The sequence below is a fragment of the Spongisporangium articulatum genome (assembly GCF_044465595.1).
Lineage (GTDB): Bacteria > Actinomycetota > Actinomycetes > Actinomycetales > Kineosporiaceae > Spongisporangium > Spongisporangium articulatum.
This window is the reverse complement of record NZ_JBITLV010000005.1, coordinates 353,796-378,010: the sequence shown is the minus strand read 5'-3', so window position 1 is coordinate 378,010 and position 24,215 is coordinate 353,796. Positions and strand designations below refer to the sequence as shown.

Genomic DNA, 24,215 nt, shown 5'->3' with positions numbered 1-24,215 from the left:
GTTCGTCGACAGCCGGGATCGGAGAGATTCCGGGAGGTACGCAGGCAACCAGGACGGCACGGCCCGCAGTAGTGCGCGCAACTCCGCAGTCGCGGCGCGACGAACTGCCAGGGTGAAGCAGAGGCCGTCCTCGACGCTGGTGCGCACAGCACCGCGTCGGCCCGAGCAGGGATGCCGGGCAGGTCGAAGCCACCCGAGCACGATGCGACCTTCCGAGCCGTGCCCGGGTATCTCGAGGTCAGGAGCGCAGTGCGCGCACTCGTCATGGGCACGCCCGGCAGAATCGCCGTACAGGCCGCCCTGTTGACCGCCGTGATCGGCGGCAGCGTGATCTACGCATCAGCCCACAAGGACGTCACCCTCACCGTCGACGGCCGCGTCACGCATGTACGGTCGATGTCCGGGACCGTCGGAGACTTCCTCCGCGACCAGGACATCCGCGTCGGCGCCCGGGACATCGTCGCCCCCGCCCAGAACACTCCGCTCGGTGACGGCGGCACCGTCGTCGTCCGGTACGCCCGCCCGCTGACCCTCACGGTCGACGGCAAGAAGCAGACGTTCTGGACGACCGACCTGAACGTCGACTCGGCCCTCAACTCGCTGGGCGTGCGCGCCCTCGGGGCGCAGATGTCGGCCTCGCGCTCGCAGCCGATCGGTCGCGGCGGCCTCACGATGTGGGTCTCCACGCCGAAGAAGGTCAAGCTGGTCGTCGGCGGCAAGAAGCAGTGGCTCACCACCACCGCCCCGAACGTCAGCGCGCTGCTGACCCAGAAGGCCGTCGTGGTCAACCCGCTGGACAAGCTCTCCGCCGTCCCGTCGGCGCCGCTGGTCGAGGGGCAGACGGTCTCGTTGACCCGGATCGAGCGCAAGCGCGTCACCCGCGCCGAGACGGTCGCGTTCCCGGTCGTGAAGAAGAAGAACAACAAGCTCTACACCGACCAGACCAAGATCCTGAAAAAGGGCAAGGCCGGTAAGCGGACCGCGACCTACATCGTGGTCACCGCCAACGGCAAGGTCGACAAGAAGACCCTCGTGACGGCCAAGGTGCTGAAGAAGCCGGTCACCCAGGTGATGCAGGTCGGCACCAAGTCCCGTCCGTTCAGCGGGGGCAGCGTCGGTGGCGACGTCGACTCGCTGAACTGGAAGGCCCTGGCCAAGTGCGAGTCGGGCGGCAACCCGAAGGCGGTCAACCCGGCCGGCTACTACGGGCTGTACCAGTTCTCGCTGTCCACCTGGCGGTCGGTCGGCGGCTCCGGCAACCCGGTCGACGCCGGCTCCGACGAGCAGACCTACCGCGCCAAGCTGCTCTACAAGAAGGCCGGCTCCGGGCAGTGGGGTTGCGGCGCCCACCTGTACGACTGAGGTGTCCGCGCCGACATACTGAACATCGTGACCAAGCTGCTGGAGTGGACCCACCCCCGCCGATGTGCGGGTTGGGGAGCACTCCGGTGACCACCCGACTGCTGGGGCCCGCCGATGTGCGGGCCCTAGCGGCATCTCTGGGGGTCCGCCCGACCAAGCAGCTGGGCCAGAACTTCGTCCACGACGCGAACACGGTGCGCCGCATCGCCCGCCTCGCCGAGGTCGGCTCCGGGGACACGGTGCTCGAGGTCGGCCCGGGGCTCGGCTCGCTCACGCTCGCCCTGCTGGAGACGGGGGCGAGCGTGGTCGCCGTCGAGATCGACCCCGTTCTGGCCGCGGCCCTGCCGGGCACGCTGCAGGACCGGGTGGACGACGGGAGCCCGGCCTTCCGGGTCGTCGGCGCCGACGCGCTGCGCGTCACCGGGGCCGACCTGCCCGAGCGCCCGGTCTCCCTGGTCGCCAACCTGCCCTACAACGTCGCCGTCCCGGTGCTGCTGACCCTGCTGGAGCGGCTGCCGTCGCTGCAGCGGGGGCTGGTCATGGTCCAGGCCGAGGTGGCCGAGCGGTTGGCGGCCCGCGCCGGTGAGCCCGCGTACGGCGTCCCGTCGGCGAAGGCCGCCTGGTACGCGGACGTGCGACGCGCGGGCGCCGTCCCTCGACAGGTGTTCTGGCCCGTCCCGCAGGTGGAGTCGGGGCTCGTGCAGTTCACCGTGCGGGAGGCCCCGGTCACGAGCGCGTCGCGCGAGCAGGTGTTCGCCTGCATCGACGCGGCCTTCGCGCAGCGCCGCAAGACCCTGCGGGCGGCGCTGGCCGGCTGGGCCGGCTCTCCCGTCGAGGCCGAACGCGCGCTGCGGGCCGCAGGCGTCGACCCCCAGGCCCGGGGCGAAACTCTCGACGTCACGCAGTTCGCCGCGGTCGCCGCAGCCCGAGGCTGAGGCGAATTCCCGAAACGGGCTGTGCAGGTGTGGCGGGCTGCGCAGGACCGACAACACCTGCGCACTTCCTGATCGCTCCGGTGCAGAACCCTTCCGGTGCGGCGTCCGGTGTCGCCTACCCTGCGCCGAGCCTCGCACGGTGGCGGGGCCCGACCAGGGGGTTCCCGCGTGCCTGACCGAACTGTCCTCCGGACGTTGGCGACCGCCGTGCTCGGCGCGGTCCTGATCGGGCCGGCGCTGAGCGCGGTCCCGGCCGGCGCCGCCAGCCAGGCCTGCACGGACGACGCCGTGGTGTGCTTCGACAGCGTGACGATCACCCCGTCGTCGGTGGCCAACACCGCGGCCGCCACGGTGACGATCTCGGTGCACGTGGCCAAGGGCAGCCCCGGCTGCGTGTACGTGTACATGAACGACCTGCGCACCACCCCCGTCGTGGGCGCCACACAGATGAGCAAGAAGTCCGGTGGGAACTACTCGTACTCGTTCTCGGTCAACGCCTTCAACCCGCCGGGCCAGTACCCGTTCCTGTCCCTCAACACGTGCAACCACGGCTACGTCCAAGCCCCCACGCTGACCGCGGCCGGGCTGCCGTTCGCGGTGACCGTCACCGGGACGCCGGACACCACGGCGCCGGTGGCGCAGTCGTTCGGCCTGGGCGCCACCTCCGTCGACGTGACCACCCAGAACGCCGCCGTTCCCGTGACCGTGACGGCGACCGACGACGTCACGGGGGTGGCCGGTGTCTCGGTGGCCGGGTTCCCGGCGGGTCGGCCGACGAACCTCGACGGCGGCCTCGGGTACAACACGACCGGCGGCACGCTGACCCGCACCGGCGGGACCGGCGTGAACGGCACCTGGACCGGCACGGTCGTGATTCCGGGCGGCACGAACACCACCTGGGGAATGACCGTGACGGTGAAGGACCAGATGGGGAATGCGAGGACGTACACCACCGCCGACCTGACCGCCCGCGGCTTCACCGCGCAGGTGCAGAGCCGGACCACGGCCGCCCCACCCACCCCGACGGGCGTGCGGGCCGTCACCGGCAATGCCCTCCTCTTCGGTGCCTATGTGGCGATCACGGGCCCGGCCCAGGTGTCCGGCCGAGCGATGGCCACCGACTGGGTGGTCGACGTCCCGGCCGGCTGTGGGGAGCAGGGCTGGGCGTTGCCCGGGCGGGCGCTCGTGTACGACGGCGCCCCTGGCCTGAAGCTGTGCACGTACACGGTGCGGGCGGTCAACGCCTTCGGATCATCGGCGGGCGCGAAGGTCTCGGCCCTGATCTGATCGGCCCGGACCATCGGCGAGGGGTCACTCCTCGCCGATGTCCTCGTTCCACAGCGCCGGGAACTCGGCGACGAAGTCGCCCAGCAGCTGCACGCACGCCTCGTCGTCCAGGACCGTGACGCGCACCCCGAGCTCGGCCAGCCAGTCGTGCCCGCCGGTGAAGGTGCGGGTCTCGCCGACGACGACGTTCGAGATGCCGAACTGACGGACCAGCCCCGAGCAGTACCAGCACGGCGAGAGCGTGGTGACCATCGTCGTCCCGCGGTAGCTGCGCTGCCGCCCGGCCGCCCGGAAGGCGTCGGTCTCGGCGTGCACCGAGGGGTCGCCGTCCTGCACCCGGCGGTTGTGCCCGCGACCGAGCAGGGTGCCGTCCGCCCCGAACAGGGCCGCCCCGATGGGGATGCCGCCCTCGGCCAGCCCGGCGCGGGCCTCGGCGAGCGCGACGGTGAGCATGTCGGCCGGTTCGAGGGTCGGGGGCAAGATCAGCGACTCGGTCATGGCACCACTCTGCGGGCCGGGCGCGGCCCGCGGCAACGGACGATCCAGCCGCCTGGACCGGGTGTGAGACGTGCAGAACGTCTGTCGTCGTTTGTTGGGTCAGTGGACAATGAGGCCCGTGGCCTTCACCCTGCGCGACCTCCTCGCCTTCGAGGAGCTGCGCGCCGCGGGCCCCGAGGTGCTGACCGGTGGGGCCGGTCTGGACCGGCCGGTCCGCTGGGTGCACTCCAGCGAGATCTACGAGATCTGGCCGCTGCTTTCGGGTGGAGAGCTGCTGCTCACCACGGGGTTGGGCCTGGCGGGCCCGGACGCCGGGGCGCGGCGCCACTACGTGCGGCGCCTCGCCGAGGTGGGGGTCGCCGGGCTCGCGCTGGAGCTGGGGCGCACCTTCTCGGAGCCGCCGGTCGAGCTGGTCGAGGAGGCTCGGACGCACGGGTTGCCGCTGATCGGGCTGACCCGGGTGGTGCCGTTCATCCGGATCAGCCAGGCCGCGAACACCGCGATCGTGGACGCCGAGTCGGCCCGGATGCGGCTCGGCGAACGCACCAGCCGGGCCCTGAACGCCTCGCTGACCGCGGGCGCCGGGCTCAGCGGGGTGCTGTCGACCGCGGGTGACCTGGTCGGGTGCCCGCTGGTGGTGCTGTCGGCCGCGGGGGCGCTGGTGGCGGTGAACGGGGTGCGTGACCACCGGGCGGCGTGGACGGTGGTCGACGCGGCCCGGTTGATCACGCCGATCGTGGTGCACGGCCAGGTCTGGGGCCGGGTCCTGGCGGGGGCCGGGTCGCCGCTGCCCGAGGCCGACCTCACCGACGTGTTGGAGCGGGTCGCGGTGGCGCTCGGGTTGGCCGTCCTCATGACCGGCAGTCCGCCCAGCCAGCAGGACCGGCAGGCCGGGGCGCTGCTCGCCGACCTGCTCGAGGGCAAGCCCGGTGACGCCGACTTCCGGCTGCGGGCGGGCATGCTCGGCTTCCACCCGCGGGTCGGGCAGTCGGTGCTGGCCGCGGCGGTGGACGGGCCCGAGACCGGGCCGGCGCAGGCCGTGCTGGAGCGCGCGGGCCGGGAGCTGGACGGGCCCCGACTGGTGGGTCGGGTCGGGGGCGGGGTGCACGGGCTGCTCGTGGTGCCCGCGCCCGAGGACGGCGACCCGCGGCACGACGCGGTCGGCCGGGCGGCCGCCGTGCTCGAGTCGGTCCGCAGCCGGTTCGGCGTCCCGGAGCTGACGGTCGCGCTGGGGCACGCGGTGCCGGCCGAGGCGGGCGCGAGGCCGGTGTCGTCGTCGTTGCGGGCCGCGCGGGCGGCGTTGCGGCTGGCGGTGGGGGAGCGGGCCGGACGTCCGGGAGGTGCGCCCGCGGTGGTGACCGCGCGCGAGCTGGCCCTCGAGCTGCAGCTGACCGGCAGCACCGACACCGACGCCCTGCGCGCGATGGCCCGTTCGACGCTGGCGGCCCTGATCGACTGGGACGCCGCGCACCGCAGTGAACTGGTGCACACGTTGGAAGTGCTTCTGCAGAATGGGAACTCACCGACGAAGACGGCCGCCGCCCTGCACCTGGGCCGGCAGTCGCTGTACCAGCGGATCGAGCGGATCGAGGCCCTGCTCGGCCACGACGTCGACGAACCCCGCCTGCACGCGGCCCTGCTCATGGCCGCGATCGCCCACCGGTTGACGCGCTAGCGGCAACCCCGTTCGTGATCAAGGAATTCTTTGCTTCGTCGGTCGGCGAGGTCACCGCCCACGCCCGCAGAGAATTCCTTGATCACGAATTACTCACTCGGGGGCGTGGTGGGCGGGGACGTAGTGCTCCTTCGGGGCGGCCGGCTTCAGCAGCTTGAACAGGACGTAGTAGATGCCGGCGGCCAGGGCGATGCCCACCAGCGGGGTGATGTCGCCGACGCTCCCGCCGGCCAGCGGGCCCGAGTACTCCGTCTGATAGGAGAACAGGTAGATCGAGACCACCATGCTGACCAGCATCGCGATGGGCCCGGCCCAGTTCGTGTACCTCGTGTCCTCGATGATGTCGTCGATCACCGTGCCGCGGCGCAGCCAGCGGTCGACCAGGACGACGCCGAGCCAGGGGGCGATCCAGTAGGCGATCACCAGCAGGAAGTTCTCATACTTCTCACCGGCGTCGGCCAGCGACGTCCAGGCCAGGATGAAACCGATCAGGCCGAAACCGATGGCGACGATCGCGCGGCGCAGATTCAACGGCAGCTTGACGCCCAGGGCGAGGAACGACATGGCCGCGGAGTAGACGTTCACGGCGTTCGCCGATACGGCGCCGAGAGCGATGCCGAACAGCACCAGGTTACCGATCCACGTAGGCATCGGCCCGGTGAAGTTCTCCGTCGGGTTTTCGCCGATTGCGGGGATGGTGGCCGAGGCGGCGCCCACGACGGTCAGCACGGCGCAGGAGAAGAAATTGCCGAAGCCCGCGTAGAAGCCGGTGAGCGTGGGGCTGGTGTCTTCGGGGAGGTAGCGCGTGTAGTCGGTGCCGTAGGGGTTCCACCCGGCCGCGTAGCCGAAGGCCGTGCTGAAGGTCACGGTGAAGCCGGCCAGGACGCTGCCGTCACCCGTGGCCGCGGCGCCCAGGTTGGCACTGCTGAAGACCGAGACGGCGCCGAGGGCGAACGCGACCACCAGGACCGGCAGGGCGATCCGCTCGAAGGCGTGCACCAGGTTGTGCCCCATGAAGCCGATGGCGAGTTCGGCGATCACAATGATCACGAGGCAGAGCTTGCCGGACAGCCCGGTCAACGCCGAGAGGGCGAGGGCGCCGCTCACGCTGTTGACCGCGAACCAACCGGCGCCGGCCATGACGGCGTTCAGCCCGGCGGGCAGCAGGTTCCCGAGGAAACCGAACCCGGTGCGCGAGAGCACCATCTGCGGCAGTCCGGCCCTCGGCCCCCACGAGGAGAGGACGCCGTGGGTCAGGCCGCCGACGGCGGAGCCGAGTACCAGGGCGGCGGCGGCCTGCCAGAAGGACAGGCCGAAGACCGCCACTCCGAGGACGCCGACGAAGACGGTGGCGAACTCGAGGTTCGGAGAGGACCAGGTCCAGAGGAGCTGGATCGGCGAACCGTGCCGCTCGGAGGCCGGCACGCGTTCGATGCCACCCGGCTCCACAGCGGTGACGCTGGAGCCGTAGTGGGATGCGGAGGAGGAGCCCAGGGTCGCTTCGGCGGTCATGCCTCCACTGTCCGGTGCGGCCCGCCGCGCGACAACGGACGGACAGTCCGCTGCACCGGGGGCCTCGACGTGCAATGCGTCCGCACCCTGCGAGTGCACAAGGAAGACCCTGAGTCGTGCCGTCCGGGTGCGCTGCGTACTGTGACCCCGATGAGCACGCCAGGAGCGACGAACCTGATCACGGTGCGCGTGCCCGCGAAGGTCAACCTGGAGCTGCGGGTCGGCCCTCCGCGCGAGGACGGCTTCCACGAGCTGGCCACGGTCTTCCACGCCGTCGCCCTGTTCGACGACCTCACGGTCGAGCTCGCGGACGACGTCAGCATCGTGGTCGACGGCCCCGAGGCCGAACTCGTCCCGACCGACGGGACCAACCTGGCGGTCCGGGCCGCGCACCTGCTGGCCGAACGCGCCGGGGTGACCGACGGCGTCCGGATGCACCTGGTCAAGGGCATCCCGGTGGCCGGCGGGATGGCCGGCGGCTCGGCCGACGCCGCGGCCGCGCTGGTCGCCTGCGACCACCTGTGGAACACCGGGCTCGACCGCGAGGAGCTGCACGCGCTGGCCGCGGAGCTGGGCTCCGACGTCCCGTTCGCCCTGCTGGGCGGCACGGCGATCGGCACCGGCCGCGGCGAGGTGCTGAGCCCGGCGCTGGCCCGGGGCGAGTACCACTGGGTGGTCGCGATGGCCGGGCGCGGCCTGTCCACCCCCGAGGTCTACCGCGAGATCGACCGCCTGCGGGACGCCGGGCAGGCGCCCGAGCCGCCCACCGACCTGTCGGTCTCGCCGCAGCTCATGCAGGCCCTGCGGGCCGGGGACGCCGACGGGCTGGGGGCCGCGCTCAGCAACGACCTGCAGGCGGCGGCCGTCTCGCTCGACCCGGCCCTGGAGCGCACCCTCTCGATCGGCCGCAAGGTCGGGGCGCTGGGCGCACTGGTCTCCGGGTCGGGCCCCACGGTCGTCTTCCTGGCCCGGGACAACGGCCACGCCCTCGACATCGCCGTCGCGTTGACCGCCTCGGGCGGGGTGTCCGAGGTGCGCCGCACCATCGGTCCGGTCGGCGGGGCCCGGCTGGTCGAGCCGGTCCGCGGCTGAGACCTCCGGACGACGCGATGGCGCACCTGCTCGGGGCCGAGGCCCTGCACCTGGAGTTCCCGACGAAGGTCGTGTTCGACTCCGTCTCGCTCGGGGTGAACGAGGGCGACCGGATCGGCATCGTCGGGCGTAACGGCGACGGCAAGTCCAGTCTGCTCGCGATGCTCGCCGGGCGGCTCGAACCGGACGGCGGACGCGTCACCGTCCGCAGCGGGGTGCGGGTCGGCGTCCTGGACCAGGCCGACACCCTGCTCGACGCGCACACGGTGCGCGAGGCGGTGGTCGCAGACGCGGCCGACCACGAGTGGGCGGGCGACGCGAAGGTCCGGGACGTGATCGCCGGGCTGCTCGGCGACCTGCCGTTCGAGGCGGTCGTCGGTGAGCTGTCGGGTGGGCAGCGGCGGCGGGTGGCGCTCGCGGCGCTGCTGGCCGGCGATCACGACGTCCTGGCGCTGGACGAGCCGACCAACCACCTGGACGTCGAGGCCATCACCTGGCTGGCGGCCCACCTGAAGCGGCGCTGGCCGGCGAACTCCGCTGGCCTGCTGGTGGTCACGCACGACCGGTGGTTCCTCGACGAGGTCTGCACCACCACGTGGGAGGTGCACGACCGGATCGTCGAACCCTTCGAGGGCGGCTACGCCGCGTACATCCTGCAGCGGGTCGAGCGGGACCGGCAGGCCGCGGTACGCGAGGAGCGGCGGCAGAACCTGGCCCGCAAGGAGCTGGCCTGGCTGCGGCGGGGCCCGCCCGCGCGCACGTCGAAGCCCCGGTTCCGGATCGACGCCGCCAACGCGCTGATCGCCGACGTGCCGCCGCTGCGGGACCCGACGACGCTGCAGTCGCTGGCCGTCGGGCGACTGGGCAAGGACGTCGTGGACCTGGAGGACGCCTCGGTCTCCTACGGCGACAAGCAGGTGCTGCGCGACGTCGAGTGGCGGATCGCCCCCGGCGAGCGGACCGGCATCCTCGGCGTGAACGGGTCGGGCAAGTCGACGCTGCTCGGGCTGGTCGCGGGCACGGTGACGCCGACCGGCGGACGGGTGAAGCGCGGGAAGACCGTGCAGGTGGCGACCCTCTCGCAGCGGATGGACGACCTCGAGCCGTTCCTCGGTGACCCGGTGCGGGTCGTGCTGGCCGGGTTGCGCACGACGTACACGATGGGCACCGGCTCGAAGGCGCGTGACATGACGCCGGGCCAGCTGCTGGAGCGGCTCGGGTTCTCGAACGCCCAGCTCTCGACCCCGGTGAAGGATCTGTCCGGTGGCCAGAAACGGCGCCTGCAGCTGCTTCTCGTGCTGCTCTCGCAGCCGAACGTGCTGATCCTCGACGAGCCGACCAACGACGTCGACACCGACATGCTGGCCGCGATGGAGGACCTGCTCGACTCCTGGCCCGGCACGCTGGTGGTGGTCTCGCACGACCGGTACTTCCTGGAGCGCGTCACCGACCAGCAGTACGCGATCCTCGGCGGCCGGCTGCGGCACCTGCCCGGCGGGGTCGACGAGTACCTGCGCCTGCGCGCCCAATCCCCCGTCGATCATGCACGAACGCAGACTTCTCCCGTCGACTTGGGAGGAGGCGCCTCCGGCGCCGACGGAGCGCAAACGCAGCAACCGGCGGCCAGCGCGGCCGACGTGCGCGCGGCCCGCAAGGACATGCAGCGGATCGAACGCCAGATGGCGAAACTCAGCGCGGCGGAGGAGAAGCTGCACGCCCGGATGGCCGAGCAGGCCACCGATCACGAGGCCGTCCTGAAACTCGACGCCGAACTGCGCGACACCGTCGCCCAGCGCGAGCAGCTCGAGGAGGAGTGGCTGGCCGCCGCCGAGCTGGCGGACTAGTACCCGTCGGTGGCCACGGGGTACTGGACCCCGAAGTGGCCGGCGATGATCTCCATCGTCTCGCAGCCCCAGCCGACGGGCACGGACTCGCCGTCGTACTCCTCGACGTCGTCACACTCGCCGACCCCGGACCCGCAGTCGATGTGCAGGCGGACCAGCCGGCGGGCGAGCGGGTCCTCGATGCGGTTGAGCCGACGCATCGCCTCGACCCACGTGGAGCGCGACGGCGGTGCGTCGACCTCGTGCACGACGTCCATGTGCAGGGCCGCGCTGGCCTCTTCGTCGTAGACGTACTCGGTCATCGCTACCCCCAGAACACAGTCGGTGTGGTTCTGGTTTTGCCCACGCGACAGTCGGGTCAAACGTGTTCCCCGTCGGTCACGCGAAGGCCGACCAGGGCGACGAGCGCCGCGACCACGGTGAGGGCCGACGTCGTCCACCAGGCCCGGTGGAAGCCGGTGACCGGCGCCGCGGCCGACGCGAGGATCGCGACGACGATCGCGACACCCAGGGCCATCCCGGTCTGCCGGATCATGTTGACGACGGCGGAACCGGTCGAGAATGCCGACGGCGGAAGGGATCCCGCGGCGGCGGCCATGATGGTCGGCAGGGAGAGACCGACGCCGACCCCGGTGGCCAGCATGCCGGGCAGGATCGCGGTCGCATAGTGCGGCTCGGCCGTGACGTGCAGGGCGAACCAGGCCGTGCCTGCGCCGATGCTCAGGCAGCCGGCCGCAATCACCGGGCCGGGACCGAAGCGGGCGATCAGCCGGCCGGCCACGCCGAACGCCACGATCGGCACCATCAGCGGGCCGACCGCCACGGCGAACCCGGTGCGCAGCGGGCTCCAGCCCCAGACCTCCTGGGGGACCAGGACGGCCGAGAAGATCATCGCCGCGAACGCCGTGCCGTGCAGCAGGGTGATCACCGAGGCGACCGAGAACCCTTGTGTCGAGAACAGTTCCGGGGTCACCAGGGGTGACCGGGCGCGCAGGCAGTGGGCGACGAACCCGGCCAGCAGCAGGGCCGCGGCGGCCAGCGCGCCGAGCGTGGCGGCGTCCGACCAGCCCCAGGTCGAGCCCTCGACGAGGGCGAGCGTCAGCGCCCCCACGCCGCCCGTGACGAGCACGGCGCCGAGGGCGTCGGGGGCCTCGATGTCGTGCCCCGGGACGGCGGGCAGCCGCCGCCACCCGACGGCCAGGGCCAGCAGGCCGATCGGGACGTTGACCAGGAAGACCCAGCGCCAGTCCACCGAGACCAGCAGGCCGCCCACGACCGGGCCGAGCGCGGCCGCGGCGCCGCCGGTCGCCGTCCAGGCGCGGACCGCCCCGGCGCGGCGTTCGGCCGGGAAGCTCGCCAGCACGAGCCCCAGCGACGTCGGGGTGAGCAGGGCCGCCCCCGCGGCCTGGAGAACCCGCAGCCCGACGAGCATCTCGAGGTTCACCGAGAGGGCGCAGCCGGCCGAGGCGGCCGTGAAGATCGCGACGCCGAGCAGGAAGCCGCGGTCGCGCCGGTAGCGGTCGGCCAACCGCCCGAAGAAGACCAGGAGCGCGGCGTAGACGATCGCGTAGGCATTCAGCACCCAGGACAGCCGCCCCAGGTCGGGTTCGTGCAGGTCGACCGCGATCCGCGGCAGGGCCACGTTGACGATGAACAGGTCGAGGCTGGCCAGGACGACGCCCGCACAGACGATGACCAGGACCTCACCGGGGGCGGCCGTCGCCCGGGGCGTCTGCGCCAGCTGACTAGTGGATGCCATAGCCAGGGAGGGTGGCGGGCTGGCTTCTGCTTTGTCAAGCCAGCTAGGCTGACGGGTATGAGTGAGGCGACCATCCACCTGACCGGGGCTCTCGACCCGCGCAGCGGCTGGGAGGCGACGGACTGCCCGGTGGCCTCCGCGCTGGGCCTGGTCGGTAACCGGTCCGCGTTCCTGCTGCTGCGCGAGGCCTTCTACGGCACCACCCGGTTCGACGACTTCGCCCACCGCGTCGGCGTGAGCGAGTCGGTCGCCGCGGCGCGGCTGAAGGACCTGGTGGACGCCGGTCTCCTCGCCCGCCGCCCCTACCGCGAGCCGGGCGCGCGCACCCGCTACGAGTACGGCCTGACCGAGATGGGCCGCGAGTTCTTCCCGGTGCTGGCCGCGTTGATGACGTGGGGCGACCGGTGGGTCCGCCCGGCGCGCGTTGAGCTGCGCCACCACGACTGCGGTGCACCGGTGCACGTCGAACTGCTCTGCGCGGCAGGCCATCCGGTCGAGGACGTCGACCTCGGCGCCCGGGGGAAGGTCAGCTGAGCCGCGGGTCGACCAGCACCTTGCGCCCGATGCCCCGTCGGACCTGGTCGAGCGCGGCGGGGTAGGCGGCCAGCGGGTAGCGGTCGCTGATGAAGACGTCGGGGTCGAGCAGGCCGCCGAAGAACAACGCGGCGGCCCGCTCGTAGCTGCGCTGCACCGCGAAGGAACCGACGATCGTGATCTCCTCGCGGAACACCCGGTACGGGTTGAACCGGGCCACGGCCTGCATGTCGGCGACGCCGAACTGCAGGAAATGGCCGCCCTGGGCCACTCTCGACAGCCCGTCCTCGATCGCGGCGACCACGCCCGTGCAGTCGATCACGACGTCCCAGCCGCGCGGCCGCTCCAGCTCGGCCGCGTCGGTCGCGGCGCTCGAGCAACCGAGCAGGCGGGCGGTACCGAGACGTTCGCCGTTGGGCTCGACGACGTCGACGGACCCCGCCCCGGCCCGCTTGGCCAGCTCGAGGTTCATCAGGCCCATCGTGCCCGCGCCGTAGATCAGGTACGAGGCCCCGAGGTCGCGGGGCAGGACGTCGAAACCGTGCACCGAGCAGGACAGGGGCTCGATCAGTGCCGCGTCCGAGACTGCCAGCCCCTCGGGCAGTTTCACGCAGTTCGCGGCGGCCGCCACGACGTACTCGGCGGCCGCCCCGGGCAGGGTGACGCCTACCGCGGCGAAGTTCTCGCACAGGTTCCCCCGCCCGCGCCGGCACTGGTAGCACTCACCGCAGTACTGGTTCGGGTCGGCGGCCACCCGGTCACCGACTGCCAGCCCGAACCGGGCCCGCACCTCGGCACCGACGGCCACGATCTCCCCGGCGAACTCGTGGCCGGGCACGATCGGCAGCGACGGGGCGAACTGCCCACCCAGGATGTGCAGGTCGGTCCCGCAGATGCCGCACCCCGCGACGGAGATGACGACGTCCCGCGGGCCCGGGGTGGGGTCGGGCACCGTCTCGACCGAGACGGTCCCGACCCCCGTGACGACAGCGGCGCGCACCCGTCGTCCCCTGGCTCCTACTTGACCGCGCCGAGCGAGAGGCCGCGGACCAGCTTGTCCTGGGCCGCGAACCCGGCGATCAGCACCGGCAGCGACAGCAGGGTCGCGGCCGCGCAGAGCTTGGCCAGGAACAACCCCTCGCTGGTGATGAACCCGACCAGGAACACGGGTGCCGTGGAACTGACCGTCGCCGTGAGGTTCACGGCGAACATGAACTCGTTCCAACTGAAGATGAAGCAGATCAGCGCCGTGGCGGCCAGGCCCGGGGTGGCGATCGGCCGGACGATGTACCACAGCGACCGGAACAGCCCGGCGCCGTCGACCTCGGCGGCCTCGAGGATCTCCTTCGGCACCTCGGCCAGGAACGACTGCATCATCCAGACCGCAATGGGCAGGTTCATCGCCGTGTAGAGGATGACCAGCGTGTAGATGTTGTCGAGCATCCCGATCCGCTTGACGATCAGGTAGATCGGCAGCAGGGCACCGATGGCGGGCAGGAACTTGGTGGACAGGAAGAAGAACATCACGTCGGTCCACTTCTCCACCGGCTTGATGGAGAGGGCGTAGGCGGCCGGGACGGCCAGCACCAGGACGAGGATCGTCGAGACGATGCTCGCCGTGGCCGAGTTGATCAGATAGGGCGTCACGCCCCGGTCGAACAGCTCGCGGTAGTTCGAGAACGTGATGCCGGCGAACGGGGACGGCGGGTTGGTGGCCGCGTCGGCCTCCTGGTGGAAGGAGGTCAGCACCATCCAGCCCACCGGGAAGAAGAACAGGATGGTCAGCGACCACGCGAGCAGGGTCCAGATCGGCCCGCCGCGCTGGGCGATGTCCTCGTCGACCTTGGGCTTGCGCCGCCGGCCCCGGACCCGCGACGGGGCCGGATCGGTGACGGCGGTGGGTGTCTCGCGATCTGAGCTGGTGGTGGTCATCGGCCGACCTCCTCGCGGAACAGGGACGAGACGACGCGCAGGGCGAAGGTGGCCACGATGATCGTGCCGACCACGACCACCACCCCGGCCGCCGCGGCCTGCCCGTACTCGTACTTGCGGAACATGGTCAGGTAGATCTCGTACGGCAGGTTCGTCGTCGCCGAGCCGGGACCGCCCTGGGTGATGGAGAAGACCGCGTCGAAGGTCTGCACGATGTAGATCGAACCGAGCAGCGTCGACAGCTCCAGGTACTGCCGCATGTGCGGCAGCGTGATGAACCGGAAGGTCTGCACCCCGCCGGCCCCGTCCACCTTGGCGGCTTCGAGGATGTCGGTCGGCTGGGACTGCAGGCCCGCCAGCAGGATCAGCATCATGAACGGCGTCCACTGCCACACCAACGCCACGATGACGGCGGCCATCGGGGTGTTGGAGATCCAGTCGACCGCCGGGCCCTGATCGGCCCCGAACAGCTGCCAGATCCAGTTCAGGACGCCGTCGAAGAGGCCGTAGGTCGGGTTGTAGAGCACGTGTTTCCAGACCAGCGCCGAGGCGACGGGCATGATCAGGAACGGCGCGATCAGCAGCGTGCGGGCCACGCCCCGGCCCGGGAACTTGCGGTCCAGCAGGACGGCCAGGAGCAGCCCGATCAGGACGCTGATGATGACCGTGCCCGCGGTGAGGACCACCGTGTTGATCACGGCGGCCCGCAGCCGGCTGTCGGTGAAGACGGTCTTGTAGTTGTCGATCCCGGCGAAGCTGGAGTAGTTGCCCAGCCCCAGGAAGTCCTTGTCACCGGGTTGCAGCACGTTCCAGTTCAGGGACGAGACCACCAGTGTGACCAGGAACGGGATCTGGGTGACGACGATCGTGAAGATCAGGGCGGGCAGCAGGGGTGCGCGGCGCACCCAGCGGGCGCGGCTCGAGGGCTTGGGCGGTGTGCGGGACTCCGTCTCCGGCGCCGCCTCGGCGAGTGTGGTCATGGCCTCTCCTGGGTGGATCGAGGTCCGTCAGTGCTCGAAAGATGACCCGGCGAAGGGTTTCGAGCCGGGCGGCCCGGCGGCGGATCACCGCCGGGCCGCCCGGTGGAGGCGTTACTTGTACTTGGCTGCGACCTTCTCGGCCGCCGCCTGTCCTGCGTCCAGCGCTTCCTTGACGCTCTTCTTGCCCGTCAGAGCGGCGCTGAGGTCCTGGGTGACCGTGGTCCCCAGGTCCTGGAACTCAGGGATGGCGACGAACTGGACGCCGGTCGTCGGCCGGGGCTGGACGCCCGGGTTGGCCGGGTCGGTGCCCTCGATCGACTGCAGGGTCAGCGGCCCGAACGCGCTGGCCACCTTCGTGTAGTCGGGGTTGCTGTAGGTGCTCTCCCGCTTGCCGGCGGGAACCCGCGACCAGCCGAGCTTCGAGCCGACCAGGTTCTCGTAGTCCTTGCTCGAGGCCCACAGCATGAACTTCGAGGCCGCGTCGGCCTTCTTGGTGGTCTTGGGCATCGCCCACGCCCAGGCCCACAGCCAGCCGCTCGACTTCGTCTCCTTGACCGGCGCCAGCGCGTAGCCGACCTTGCCGGACACCTTGCTCGCCGACGGGTCCTCGAGCGAGCCCGCGGCCGACGTGGCGTCGTACCACATGGCGACCTTGCTCTGGCTCATCGCGTTGAGGCACTCGGTGAAACCGGCCTGCGCCGCGCCGGGCTCACCGTGCTTGCGGACCAGGTTCACGTAGAAGTTCGTCGCGTCGACGAACGGCTGCGAGTTCACCTGCGCCTGCCAGTCCTTCGTGAACCAGGTGCCGCCGAACGTGTTCACCACCGTGGTCAGCGGGGCACCCATCTCGCCCCAGCCCGGCAGGCCACGCAGGCAGATGCCCTTCATGCCCGGCTGGGCGCCGTCGAGCTTCGCGGCCAGCGAGGCGACCTGGTCCCACGTCGGGTTGTCCGGCATGGTCAGGCCCTCCTTCTTGAAGATGTCCTTGCGGTACATCAGGAAGGAGGACTCGCCGTAGAACGGCAGCGCGTAGAGCTTGCCGTCCTCACCCGACAGGCCGGTGACGATCGGCTTGATCAGGTCGTTGTAGTCGAACTTGCTGTCGGCCTGCGCGTAGCTGCCCACCTCGTGCAGCCAGCTGTTCTTGGCCCAGATCGGCACCTCGTACATCCCGATGGTGGCCACGTCGTACTGGCCGGCCTGGGTCGCGATGTCCTGAGTCACCTTGTCCCGCAACTCGTTCTCGGGAAGGATCGTGTAGTTGACCTTGATGCCGGTGTCCTTCGTGAAGGAGTCGGCGGTCAGCTTCTGGATGTCCTGCATCTGCGGGTTGTTGACCATCAGCACGTTGATGGACTGCGCGTCCGAATCGCCGCCACCGCCCCCGCCGCCGGCGCCGGCGCACGCGGTCGTGACCATGACCGCCGCGGCCATGCCGAGGACGAGAAGCTTGCGACCTCTCAGATTGGCTTGGGGCACCGTTCCTCCTCGAACGTGAAGCGGACCCACCTCGGCCCGCTCTGCCTCGACTGCCCACTTCAGGCAGTCGGTGGAACCTGCTCCGGCGGTGAGACTCTCACCGTCGAATGTCTGTAACCGTTTTCAGGGCAACGGTTTTCGCCCGCATTCACGAGTCATGCCGTCAGTACCTCGACACCGAGCGAGCGCACGCGCGCCAGCGAGGTCTCGTCGGCCCCCCGGTCGGTGACCACCACGTGCAGGTCCCGGACCCGGGCGAACCGGTAGGAGGAGTCGACGCCGAACTTCGCGGAGTCGGTGAGCAGGACGCGGCGCCGGCTGGCCGCGACCGCGCGGGCCTTCAGGGCCCCCACACCGGGGTGCGGGCAGCTGAGGCCCCGTTCGGCGGTGATGCCGTTGGCGCCCAGGAAGCAGATGTCGAACACGAAGTCCTCGAGCATCCGCCCGGCCCACGAGTCGGTGGTCGACAGCGTGGCGGTGCGGATCCGCCCGCCGACCATGATCACGTTGACGTGCTGGCGCTGGGCCATCATCAGCGCGATCGGCAGGGCGTTGGTGACGACGGTCAGCTCGCGGTGCGGGTGCAGCTGCTCGGCGAACTCCTGCGTGGTGGAGCCCTCGTCGATGTAGATGATCTCGGCCGAGCCCAGCAGGCCCAGCGCGGCGCGGGCGATGCGCGACTTCTCCGCCTGGCGGTCGCCGCTGCGCAACGTGAGGGCGCCTTCGAACCCGGCCCGCTCGATCGGGACGGCGCCGCCGTGAACCCGGCGCAGCAGCCCCTCGGCCTCCAGGGCGCTGAGGTCCCGGCGGACGGTCTCCTTGGCGACGGTCAGCTCGCGGGCGACCTCGCTGACCTCGATCCGACCGGCGGATCGTGCCTGGTCAACCAGCCAGCGGCGACGTTCGATCGCGTAGAGCTCCATCGCTCCGCCTCCACCCGTTATCAGCCGGGTCGGTCCGCATTGACCGATGACATCGTTGTACGCGGCGCCCGAGGCGGACACAAGAGGGGCACAGAAACGGACATGCGGAAGGCGGCAGTCGGACGGAAGCGGGCGCCCGTCGTTATCGAACCGTGTCTCAACCCTGGCGCTTGTCGATCATGCGCAAACGCATGGTCAGCGCCGTTGAGCTGGCCGCTCGGCACGTATCGATCCTGCGTTTGTGCATGATCAACGCGGGGGTTAGAAGCGGGCGAGCAGGTCCCGCAGAAGAGAACTGAGCGACGAGCGCTCGGGGGCACTCAGCCCGGACAGCAGGTCACGCTCCACGGCCACCAGGTCGGCGATGGCCGCGTCGACCAGCTCGCGCCCCGCCCCGGCGAGCTCCACGATCACCCCGCGCCCGTCGTCCGGGTCCGGAAGGCGGCGCAGCAGCGCCCGCGCCTCCAGCCGGTCGAGCCGGTTGGTCATCGTCCCGCTGGTGACCAGGGTCAGCGCGACCAGCCGGCCGGGGGAGAGGCGGTAGGGGGTGCCGGCCCGGCGCAACGCGGCCAGCACGTCGAACTCCCACAGCTCCAGGCCGTGCGCGGCGAACGTGGCGGCCCGGGTGCGGTCGAGGTGCCGGGCCAGGCGGGACACCCGGGAGAGCACCTCGAGCGGGCTCGCGTCGAGGTCGGGCAGCTCGCGCCGCCAGGCGTCGACGATCGCGTCGACCTCGTCGGGACCGCCCGGCCGAGAAGCCGTCTCAGCGGGCACGCCGCGCCTTCGCGTCGGCGACGTAGGTCTTCGCGGCGTCGGTCAGCTGCGGGTCGCTCTCCAGCCCGGTCAACCCGTTCCAGGCCAGGTTCACGATGTGGGCGGCCACGTCGGCCTTGTCCGGACGGCGGGTGTCGAGCCAGTACTGGCCGGTCAGTGCGACGCTGCCGACCAGCATCTGCGCGTAGAGCGGCGCGACCCCCGCGTCGAGGCCACGGGCGGTGAACGCGGCGGCCAGGATGTGCTCGACCCGGCCCGCGGCGTCGCTCATCAGGCTGGCGAACCCCCCGTCGGAGCCGCCCTCGACGGGGGAGTCGCGGACCAGGATGCGGAACCCGTCGGTCGAGCTCTCGATGTAGTCGAGCAAGGTGAGGGCCGCGATCTCGAGGATCTCGCGGGGGTGCGCGGGGGTGGTGAGCGCGCCGGTCATGGCGGCCTGCAGGGTCTGCATCTCCCGGTCGACGACGACCGCGTACAGCCCTTCCTTGCCGCCGAAGTGCTCGTAGACCACGGGTTTCGAGACTCCGGCCGAGGCTGCGATCTCCTCGACACTGGTGCCCTCGACGCCTTTCTCGGCGAAGAGGGAGCGACCGACGTCCAGCAGCTGCTCACGGCGCTGCTGTCCGGTCATGCGTGCCCGCGCCCGGCGCCCCGCCGAGGCCGGGGTCGCCGTCGCGGTCGAGCCGACTGACGGGCCTTCACTGCTCACCCCTCCATCATGCCGAACATCAGGCGGACTCGGGCCCGGTCCGTGGGGGCGCTGATGGATGGCAGACTGATCCGCCCGTGCCGATCCGCCTTGGTGTAACGGCAGCACGCAGGCCTTTGGAGCCTTGAGGTCCCGGTTCGAATCCGGGGGGCGGAGCACTCGCGGCGACGATTCTGGGAGGAATCACGTGTCCGACCGACCCTCCGCCCCCTCCGGCGCCCTGGCCGTCGTCCTGCTGGCCGCCGGTGAGGGCAAACGGATGCGCTCGTCGTTACCCAAGGTCCTGCACGAGATCGGCGGGCGCAGCCTGGTCGGGCACGCCCTGGCCGCCGCCCGGGGCCTGTCGCCCGACCACCTGGCGGTCGTCGTCCGGCACGGCCGCGACCAGGTCGTCGAGCGGGTCACCCGGCTCGACCCGGCCGCGGTGATCGCCGACCAGGACGACGTGCCCGGTACCGGCCGGGCCGTGGCCTGCGGGCTGGCCGCGCTGCCCGCCGCGGCGCTGGCCGGCGGCACCGTCGTGGTCACCTACGGGGACGTGCCCCTGCTGACCACGGCGACGCTGAAGCGGCTGGTCGCGGTGCACGGGCAGGAGCGCAACGCGGTCACCGTGCTGACCGCGCACGTGGCCGACCCGACCGGCTACGGGCGCGTGCTGCGCGACCCCGAGGGCCTGGTCCGGGGCATCGTCGAGCACCGGGACGCCGCCCCGCACGAGCTGGAGATCACCGAGATCAACTCCGGCATCTACGTGTTCGCCGCCGACGTGCTGACCTCGGCGCTGAAGCGGGTGGGCTCGGCGAACGACCAGGGCGAGGTGTACCTGACCGACACCATCGGCATCGCCCGGGCCGACGGGCACCGGGTCGGGGCGGTGGTGACCGACGACGTCGCGCAGGTCGAGGGGGTCAACGACCGGGTACAGCTGGCCGCCCTGGGGGCGGAGCTGAACCGGCGGGTCGTCGAGGGCTGGATGCGCTCCGGGGTCACCGTGGTCGACCCGGCCACGACCTGGGTGGACGTCGACGCGCGGCTCGCGCCGGACGTCACCCTCCGGCCGGGGACCCAGGTGCTGGCCGGGACGACGGTCGCCACCGGGGCCGTGGTCGGCCCCGACACCACGTTGGAGGCCTGCGAGGTCGGGGCCGGGGCCGAGGTGGTCCGCAGCCACGGCCGGTCCGCCGTGATCGGGGCGGGGGCCGACGTGGGGCCGTTCAGCTACCTGCGGCCCGGCACCGTGCTCGGCGCGGAGGGCAAGATCGGTGCCTTCGTGGAGACGAAGAACGTCACGATCGGCGAGCGCTCGAAGGTGCCGCACCTGTCCTACGTCGGCGACGCGACCATCGGTCGGGACGCGAACATCGGTGCCGCAACGGTTTTCGTCAACTACGACGGCGTGGCCAAGCATCGCACCACGGTCGGGGACGGCGCCCGGGTGGGTAGCGACACGATGCTGGTCGCACCCGTGGTGATCGGCGACGGCGCCTACACCGCGGCGGGGTCCGTGATCACCGAGGACGTGCCGTCGGGAGCGCTCGGGGTGGCCCGCGGGCGGCAGCGGAACATCCCCGGGTGGGTGGGCGCCCGCCGTCCGGGCAGTGTGTCCGCGAAGGCCGCCGAGGCGGCCGGCGACGCGGGAGAAGGACCCGCCGGGCCCTGACCCGCCGGTCGATTTCGTCGGGCACAGCGTCGCGGACTACCATTGCGCAGTTGCCTCGGCGAGGACCGCTCACGCGGTCGTGATCGACGCGGACCTCTCTCACGTGCCTTCGGGCCCGTCGCGGAGGGTCGGTGAGTCCCGTCCTGGCCGCAGACGCACGAAGTGACCTTTTGAGTACTGAGATCTGAAGGAGTTCCACCGTGTCCGAGGTAAAGCTCAGCGCCCAGCCGCGTTCGGAGTTCGGCAAGGGTGCTGCGCGCCGGCTGCGCCAGGCCAACCAGGTGCCCGCCGTGCTCTACGGCCACGGCACCGACCCCGTCCACGTCGCCCTGCCGGGCCACGACACGATGCTCGCGCTGAAGCAGTCGAACGTGCTGCTGAGCATCGACCTGGCCGGCAAGAGCACCCTGGCCCTGGCCAAGGACGTGCAGCGCAACGCGCTGAAGGGCTGGATCGAGCACGTCGACCTGCTGATCGTGCGCCGCGGCGAGAAGGTGACGGTCGAGGTCCCGCTGACCGTGGTCGGTGACGCCGCCCCCGGCACGCTGGTGACCAGCGAGCTGAACACGCTGAGCGTCGAGGCCGAGGCGACCCACATCCCGCAGGGCTTCGAGGTCAACGTCGAGGGTCTGGAGGCCGGCCAGCACGTGACCGCCGGCCAGATCGAGCTGCCCCAGGGCGCGACGCTGGTGACCGACGCCGACGCGATCGTCGTCGTGGTCGCCGAGCCGCGCGCCACGGTCGCCGAGGAGGCCGCCGAGGGTGAGGGCGGCGAGGCCGCCGCCGAGGCCCCGGCCGAGGAGTCCTGACCCTCCTCCAGGGGACCGTTCTCCCGTGAGTGACGCCTGGTTGGTGGTCGGCCTGGGTAACCCCGGGCCGACCTACGCCCGCAACCGGCACAACGCCGGGTTCCAGGTCGCCGACCGGCTCGCCGAGACCCTCGGCGAGCGATTCGGCAGCCGGTCGCGGGCGCAGGTCGCCGAGACGCGCCTGCCTCCCCTCGGTGGGGTGCCCGGGCCGCGGCTGGTGATCGCCAAGCCCGCCGTGTTCATGAACGAGTCCGGGGGGCCGGTGGCCGCGCTGACCCAGTTCTTCGGGGTCGAGCCGGCCCGCCTGCTGGTGGTCCACGACGAACTGGAACTGCCCCTGGGGGAGATCCGGTTGAAGTTCGGCGGCGGCGAGGGCGGGCACAACGGCCTGCGGTCGATCAGCAAATCCGTGAAGACTCGCGACTACCTTCGGTTACGGCTCGGCATCGGCCGTCCGCCGGGCCGGCAGGACCCGGCCGATTTCGTGCTGCGGGATGTCCCGAACGCGGAGAAGGCCGACTGGGGCGTGATGATCGAGTCCGCGGTCGACGACGTCGAACGCGTGGTTCGGGGGGAATTGTCCGCTCTGTGAAGGGGTGACCGGCGCGTAGGGTCACCGTGGGGTACGGATCGTATTCAATTCCGCCCGAACCGGCGGGACCTCACTGTGGGTCATCGTTGATTCGGGCAATCAACGCCTGTGCTCCGCCGGACGGGTTTACTGTGGAGCAGCGCTCCACCCCTGAGACCCGGTACGGTGACTCTTCGTAGAAGCTGCGTCGCTGGTCGTGCGGGGGTTCGCTACCCGGGCGACCCGGGTCTACCACCTGCTGGATACCGACGTCGGGAGGCCTCGTGACCCTCTCCACCGAGCGCGGGCACGACGGAGGCACCGCCCCCGCCGTGCTGCCGGTGGCCCCGGTCGGCGAGCCCACGCAGAACCCGCACGCGCCCCGGCACGTCGGCACCGGCGGCGACCCGCGCAGCCTGTTGCGGCGCTACCAGCGGCTGGCCCTCGTCGGCGACTCGGGGTCGGCCCTGATCGCGGCGACCACCGCCCTGCTGTTCCGCTTCGGTCCGGAGCCCCCCGGCTCCTACCTGGCCATCACGCTCGGCCTGCCTGTCCTGTGGCTGCTGGTCGTCGGCCTGCAGCGAGGCTACGAGCAGCGCTTCCTGGGCACCGGGCCCGAGGAGTACCGGCGCATCGCCGACGCAGGCCTGCTGATGTTCGCGGGCATCGCCGTCGTCTCCTACGCCCTGCGCAGCGAGCTGGCCCGCGGCTACGTCTTCGTGGCCATCCCCGCGACGCTCGTCCTGAGCCTCCTGGCCCGGCGCCAGCTGCGCTCCTGGATCTACCGGCTGCGCCGCCGGGGCATCGGCCTGCAGCGGGTGCTGGTCGTGGGTCGCGCCGACGCCGTCGTCTCGGTCATCGAGAAGCTCGACCACGAGCCGCAGCACGGCCTGGTCCCGGTCGGGGCCTGTGTGCCCTTCGTCGGGGTCGCCGTCTCCCACGTGCACGACGTCCCGGTGGTCGGTGATCCGAGCCGGGTGCTGCAGGCCGTCGACGAGACCGGCGCGCACGTCGTCGCCGTGGTCTCGCACCCCGACATGTCCGGCCAGGCGCTGCGCCGGCTGTCCTGGGCGCTGGAGGAGCGCGGCGTCGAGCTGATCGTCTCGCCGGGCATCATCGAGGTGGCCGGCCCCCGGTTGTCGATCCGCCCGGTCGCCGGCCTGTCCCTGCTGCACCTGGAGCGTCCGTCGGCCAGCGGCGGCCGGATGCTCGGCAAGACGCTGCTGGACAAGGTCGCCGGCCTGACGATGCTGGCCCTGGCCTCCCCGCTGTTCCTGGCCATCGGGGCCGCCGTCCGGCTGACCTCGACGGGGCCGGCGCTGTACCGCCAGACCCGGGTCGGCGTCGACGGCAAGACGTTCACGATGCTGAAGTTCCGCTCGATGGTGGCCGACGCGGACGCCCAGCGGGCCGCTCTGCTGGCCTCGAGCGACGGCAACGGCGTCCTGTTCAAGATGAAGGACGACCCGCGCGTCACCCGGGTCGGGGCCTTCATCCGCCGGTTCTCCCTCGACGAGCTGCCCCAACTGATCAACGTCGTGCGCGGCGACATGTCGCTCGTCGGCCCGCGTCCGCCGCTGCCGGAGGAGGTGGCCGGCTACAACGACGACGCGGTGCGCCGGCTCAAGGTCAAGCCCGGCGTCACCGGTCTCTGGCAGGTCAGCGGGCGCAGCGACCTGAGCTGGGAGGAGTCGCTGCGGCTCGACCTGCGCTACACCGACAACTGGTCGCTCGCCCTCGACCTGTCGATCCTGTGGCGCACCCTGCGGGCCGTCACCCGCGGTTCCGGGGCGTACTGACCTCCTGACCAGCAGCAAGATCGTTCCGCCGGGTAGGGGTTGTCGGGTGACCGTGCGCACACCTGCGGTTCGAAGTCGACC

The 24,215-nt window shown here is 71.5% G+C and carries 22 protein-coding genes and 1 tRNA gene; 12 read left to right on the top strand and 11 right to left on the bottom strand.

The genetic code is table 11. The features are described 5' to 3' along the window. The first annotated feature begins 249 nt into the window (after nucleotides 1–249). From ACIB24_RS16850 to ACIB24_RS16840, 3 genes are all read left to right on the top strand, one after another. The gene (locus ACIB24_RS16850; RefSeq protein WP_398282728.1) at nucleotides 250–1,362 is read left to right on the top strand and encodes a ubiquitin-like domain-containing protein; all 1,113 of its coding nucleotides are present in this window, start codon (nucleotides 250–252) and stop codon (nucleotides 1,360–1,362) included. A 62-nt stretch (nucleotides 1,363–1,424) separates the two neighbouring features. After that, entirely contained in the window at nucleotides 1,425–2,297 is an 873-nt protein-coding gene (rsmA, locus tag ACIB24_RS16845; RefSeq protein WP_398282890.1) for a 16S rRNA (adenine(1518)-N(6)/adenine(1519)-N(6))-dimethyltransferase RsmA, read from the top strand. Between the two features lie 168 nt (nucleotides 2,298–2,465). Continuing rightward, nucleotides 2,466–3,584, top strand: coding sequence for a hypothetical protein (locus ACIB24_RS16840; protein ID WP_398282726.1), 1,119 nt, complete (start codon nucleotides 2,466–2,468; stop codon nucleotides 3,582–3,584). Nucleotides 3,585–3,608: 24 nt separating this feature from the next. Here ACIB24_RS16840 and ACIB24_RS16835 read toward each other — a convergent pair whose 3' ends face one another. Continuing rightward, the gene (locus ACIB24_RS16835) at nucleotides 3,609–4,082 is read right to left on the bottom strand and encodes a nucleoside deaminase (protein ID WP_398282724.1); all 474 of its coding nucleotides are present in this window, start codon (nucleotides 4,080–4,082) and stop codon (nucleotides 3,609–3,611) included. A gap of 118 nt (nucleotides 4,083–4,200) precedes the next feature. Between ACIB24_RS16835 and ACIB24_RS16830 the strand changes: the two genes are divergently transcribed. Continuing rightward, on the top strand, nucleotides 4,201–5,757 hold the full coding sequence (locus ACIB24_RS16830) for a PucR family transcriptional regulator (protein ID WP_398282722.1): 1,557 nt from the start codon (nucleotides 4,201–4,203) through the stop codon (nucleotides 5,755–5,757). 93 nt (nucleotides 5,758–5,850) lie between these two features. Here ACIB24_RS16830 and ACIB24_RS16825 read toward each other — a convergent pair whose 3' ends face one another. Next, the gene (locus ACIB24_RS16825; protein WP_398282720.1) at nucleotides 5,851–7,269 is read right to left on the bottom strand and encodes a purine-cytosine permease family protein; all 1,419 of its coding nucleotides are present in this window, start codon (nucleotides 7,267–7,269) and stop codon (nucleotides 5,851–5,853) included. Between the two features lie 150 nt (nucleotides 7,270–7,419). Here ACIB24_RS16825 and ACIB24_RS16820 point away from each other — a divergent pair, with 150 nt between their 5' ends. Then, a complete protein-coding gene (locus ACIB24_RS16820) occupies nucleotides 7,420–8,361 on the top strand; it encodes a 4-(cytidine 5'-diphospho)-2-C-methyl-D-erythritol kinase (RefSeq protein ID WP_398282718.1) in 942 nt (313 codons plus the stop codon). 17 nt (nucleotides 8,362–8,378) lie between these two features. Further along, complete coding sequence (locus ACIB24_RS16815; protein WP_398282716.1) at nucleotides 8,379–10,205, top strand: ABC-F family ATP-binding cassette domain-containing protein; 1,827 nt, start codon at nucleotides 8,379–8,381, stop codon at nucleotides 10,203–10,205. Here the strand turns inward: ACIB24_RS16815 and ACIB24_RS16810 are convergent. After that, on the bottom strand, nucleotides 10,202–10,507 hold the full coding sequence (locus ACIB24_RS16810; RefSeq protein ID WP_398282714.1) for a hypothetical protein: 306 nt from the start codon (nucleotides 10,505–10,507) through the stop codon (nucleotides 10,202–10,204). The two genes, ACIB24_RS16815 and ACIB24_RS16810, sit on opposite strands and share 4 nt — an antisense overlap. Nucleotides 10,508–10,563: 56 nt before the next feature. Beyond that, on the bottom strand, nucleotides 10,564–11,964 hold the full coding sequence (locus ACIB24_RS16805) for an MFS transporter (protein ID WP_398282712.1): 1,401 nt from the start codon (nucleotides 11,962–11,964) through the stop codon (nucleotides 10,564–10,566). Between the two features lie 57 nt (nucleotides 11,965–12,021). On the opposite strand from ACIB24_RS16805, the gene ACIB24_RS16800 reads away from it, so the two are divergent. After that, a complete protein-coding gene (locus tag ACIB24_RS16800; RefSeq protein ID WP_398282710.1) occupies nucleotides 12,022–12,498 on the top strand; it encodes a winged helix-turn-helix transcriptional regulator in 477 nt (158 codons plus the stop codon). Here the strand turns inward: ACIB24_RS16800 and ACIB24_RS16795 are convergent. The 7 genes from ACIB24_RS16795 to ACIB24_RS16765 form a co-directional block, all read right to left on the bottom strand. Beyond that, the gene (locus ACIB24_RS16795; protein WP_398282708.1) at nucleotides 12,491–13,498 is read right to left on the bottom strand and encodes a zinc-dependent alcohol dehydrogenase family protein; all 1,008 of its coding nucleotides are present in this window, start codon (nucleotides 13,496–13,498) and stop codon (nucleotides 12,491–12,493) included. The two genes, ACIB24_RS16800 and ACIB24_RS16795, sit on opposite strands and share 8 nt — an antisense overlap. A 17-nt stretch (nucleotides 13,499–13,515) precedes the next feature. Next, a complete protein-coding gene (locus tag ACIB24_RS16790; RefSeq protein ID WP_398282706.1) occupies nucleotides 13,516–14,430 on the bottom strand; it encodes a carbohydrate ABC transporter permease in 915 nt (304 codons plus the stop codon). Then, the gene (locus ACIB24_RS16785; protein ID WP_398282704.1) at nucleotides 14,427–15,410 is read right to left on the bottom strand and encodes a carbohydrate ABC transporter permease; all 984 of its coding nucleotides are present in this window, start codon (nucleotides 15,408–15,410) and stop codon (nucleotides 14,427–14,429) included. The genes ACIB24_RS16790 and ACIB24_RS16785 overlap by 4 nt, the downstream gene beginning before the upstream one ends. A gap of 111 nt (nucleotides 15,411–15,521) precedes the next feature. Next, the gene (locus ACIB24_RS16780; RefSeq protein ID WP_398282888.1) at nucleotides 15,522–16,844 is read right to left on the bottom strand and encodes an ABC transporter substrate-binding protein; all 1,323 of its coding nucleotides are present in this window, start codon (nucleotides 16,842–16,844) and stop codon (nucleotides 15,522–15,524) included. A gap of 200 nt (nucleotides 16,845–17,044) precedes the next feature. After that, a complete protein-coding gene (locus ACIB24_RS16775) occupies nucleotides 17,045–17,812 on the bottom strand; it encodes a DeoR/GlpR family DNA-binding transcription regulator (RefSeq protein WP_398282702.1) in 768 nt (255 codons plus the stop codon). 261 nt (nucleotides 17,813–18,073) lie between these two features. Then, the gene (locus ACIB24_RS16770) at nucleotides 18,074–18,586 is read right to left on the bottom strand and encodes a MarR family winged helix-turn-helix transcriptional regulator (RefSeq protein WP_398282700.1); all 513 of its coding nucleotides are present in this window, start codon (nucleotides 18,584–18,586) and stop codon (nucleotides 18,074–18,076) included. Continuing rightward, nucleotides 18,576–19,217 (bottom strand): TetR/AcrR family transcriptional regulator, encoded by a 642-nt coding sequence (locus ACIB24_RS16765; RefSeq protein ID WP_398282886.1) that lies wholly within the window; start codon nucleotides 19,215–19,217, stop codon nucleotides 18,576–18,578. The genes ACIB24_RS16770 and ACIB24_RS16765 overlap by 11 nt, the downstream gene beginning before the upstream one ends. A gap of 162 nt (nucleotides 19,218–19,379) precedes the next feature. On the opposite strand from ACIB24_RS16765, the gene ACIB24_RS16760 reads away from it, so the two are divergent. The 5 genes from ACIB24_RS16760 (at nucleotide 19,380) to ACIB24_RS16740 (ending at nucleotide 24,134) form a co-directional block, all read left to right on the top strand. Beyond that, nucleotides 19,380–19,451: transfer RNA gene (locus ACIB24_RS16760), tRNA-Gln, on the top strand. 31 nt (nucleotides 19,452–19,482) lie between these two features. Continuing rightward, the gene (gene glmU / locus ACIB24_RS16755) at nucleotides 19,483–20,955 is read left to right on the top strand and encodes a bifunctional UDP-N-acetylglucosamine diphosphorylase/glucosamine-1-phosphate N-acetyltransferase GlmU (RefSeq protein ID WP_398282698.1); all 1,473 of its coding nucleotides are present in this window, start codon (nucleotides 19,483–19,485) and stop codon (nucleotides 20,953–20,955) included. A 200-nt stretch (nucleotides 20,956–21,155) separates the two neighbouring features. Continuing rightward, entirely contained in the window at nucleotides 21,156–21,764 is a 609-nt protein-coding gene (locus ACIB24_RS16750) for a 50S ribosomal protein L25/general stress protein Ctc (protein ID WP_398282696.1), read from the top strand. 25 nt (nucleotides 21,765–21,789) lie between these two features. Further along, nucleotides 21,790–22,356, top strand: coding sequence for an aminoacyl-tRNA hydrolase (gene pth, locus ACIB24_RS16745; protein ID WP_398282694.1), 567 nt, complete (start codon nucleotides 21,790–21,792; stop codon nucleotides 22,354–22,356). Between the two features lie 263 nt (nucleotides 22,357–22,619). After that, entirely contained in the window at nucleotides 22,620–24,134 is a 1,515-nt protein-coding gene (locus ACIB24_RS16740) for a sugar transferase (RefSeq protein ID WP_398282692.1), read from the top strand. The last annotated feature ends 81 nt before the right edge of the window (nucleotides 24,135–24,215 follow it).

What these genes read in the sequence shown, in the direction of transcription:
- ACIB24_RS16825 (WP_398282720.1), bottom strand. Translation starts at nt 7,269, where the DNA reads ATGACCGCCGAAGCGACCCTGGGCTCCTCCTCCGCATCCCACTACGGC.
- rsmA (WP_398282890.1), top strand. Translation starts at nt 1,425, where the DNA reads ATGTGCGGGTTGGGGAGCACTCCGGTGACCACCCGACTGCTGGGGCCC.
- ACIB24_RS16810 (WP_398282714.1), bottom strand. Translation starts at nt 10,507, where the DNA reads ATGACCGAGTACGTCTACGACGAAGAGGCCAGCGCGGCCCTGCACATG.
- ACIB24_RS16805 (WP_398282712.1), bottom strand. Translation starts at nt 11,964, where the DNA reads ATGGCATCCACTAGTCAGCTGGCGCAGACGCCCCGGGCGACGGCCGCC.
- ACIB24_RS16785 (WP_398282704.1), bottom strand. Translation starts at nt 15,410, where the DNA reads ATGACCACACTCGCCGAGGCGGCGCCGGAGACGGAGTCCCGCACACCG.
- ACIB24_RS16790 (WP_398282706.1), bottom strand. Translation starts at nt 14,430, where the DNA reads ATGACCACCACCAGCTCAGATCGCGAGACACCCACCGCCGTCACCGAT.
- ACIB24_RS16820 (WP_398282718.1), top strand. Translation starts at nt 7,420, where the DNA reads ATGAGCACGCCAGGAGCGACGAACCTGATCACGGTGCGCGTGCCCGCG.
- ACIB24_RS16835 (WP_398282724.1), bottom strand. Translation starts at nt 4,082, where the DNA reads ATGACCGAGTCGCTGATCTTGCCCCCGACCCTCGAACCGGCCGACATG.
- ACIB24_RS16800 (WP_398282710.1), top strand. Translation starts at nt 12,022, where the DNA reads ATGAGTGAGGCGACCATCCACCTGACCGGGGCTCTCGACCCGCGCAGC.
- ACIB24_RS16815 (WP_398282716.1), top strand. Translation starts at nt 8,379, where the DNA reads ATGGCGCACCTGCTCGGGGCCGAGGCCCTGCACCTGGAGTTCCCGACG.
- ACIB24_RS16780 (WP_398282888.1), bottom strand. Translation starts at nt 16,844, where the DNA reads ATGGCCGCGGCGGTCATGGTCACGACCGCGTGCGCCGGCGCCGGCGGC.
- ACIB24_RS16775 (WP_398282702.1), bottom strand. Translation starts at nt 17,812, where the DNA reads ATGGAGCTCTACGCGATCGAACGTCGCCGCTGGCTGGTTGACCAGGCA.
- ACIB24_RS16765 (WP_398282886.1), bottom strand. Translation starts at nt 19,217, where the DNA reads ATGACCGGACAGCAGCGCCGTGAGCAGCTGCTGGACGTCGGTCGCTCC.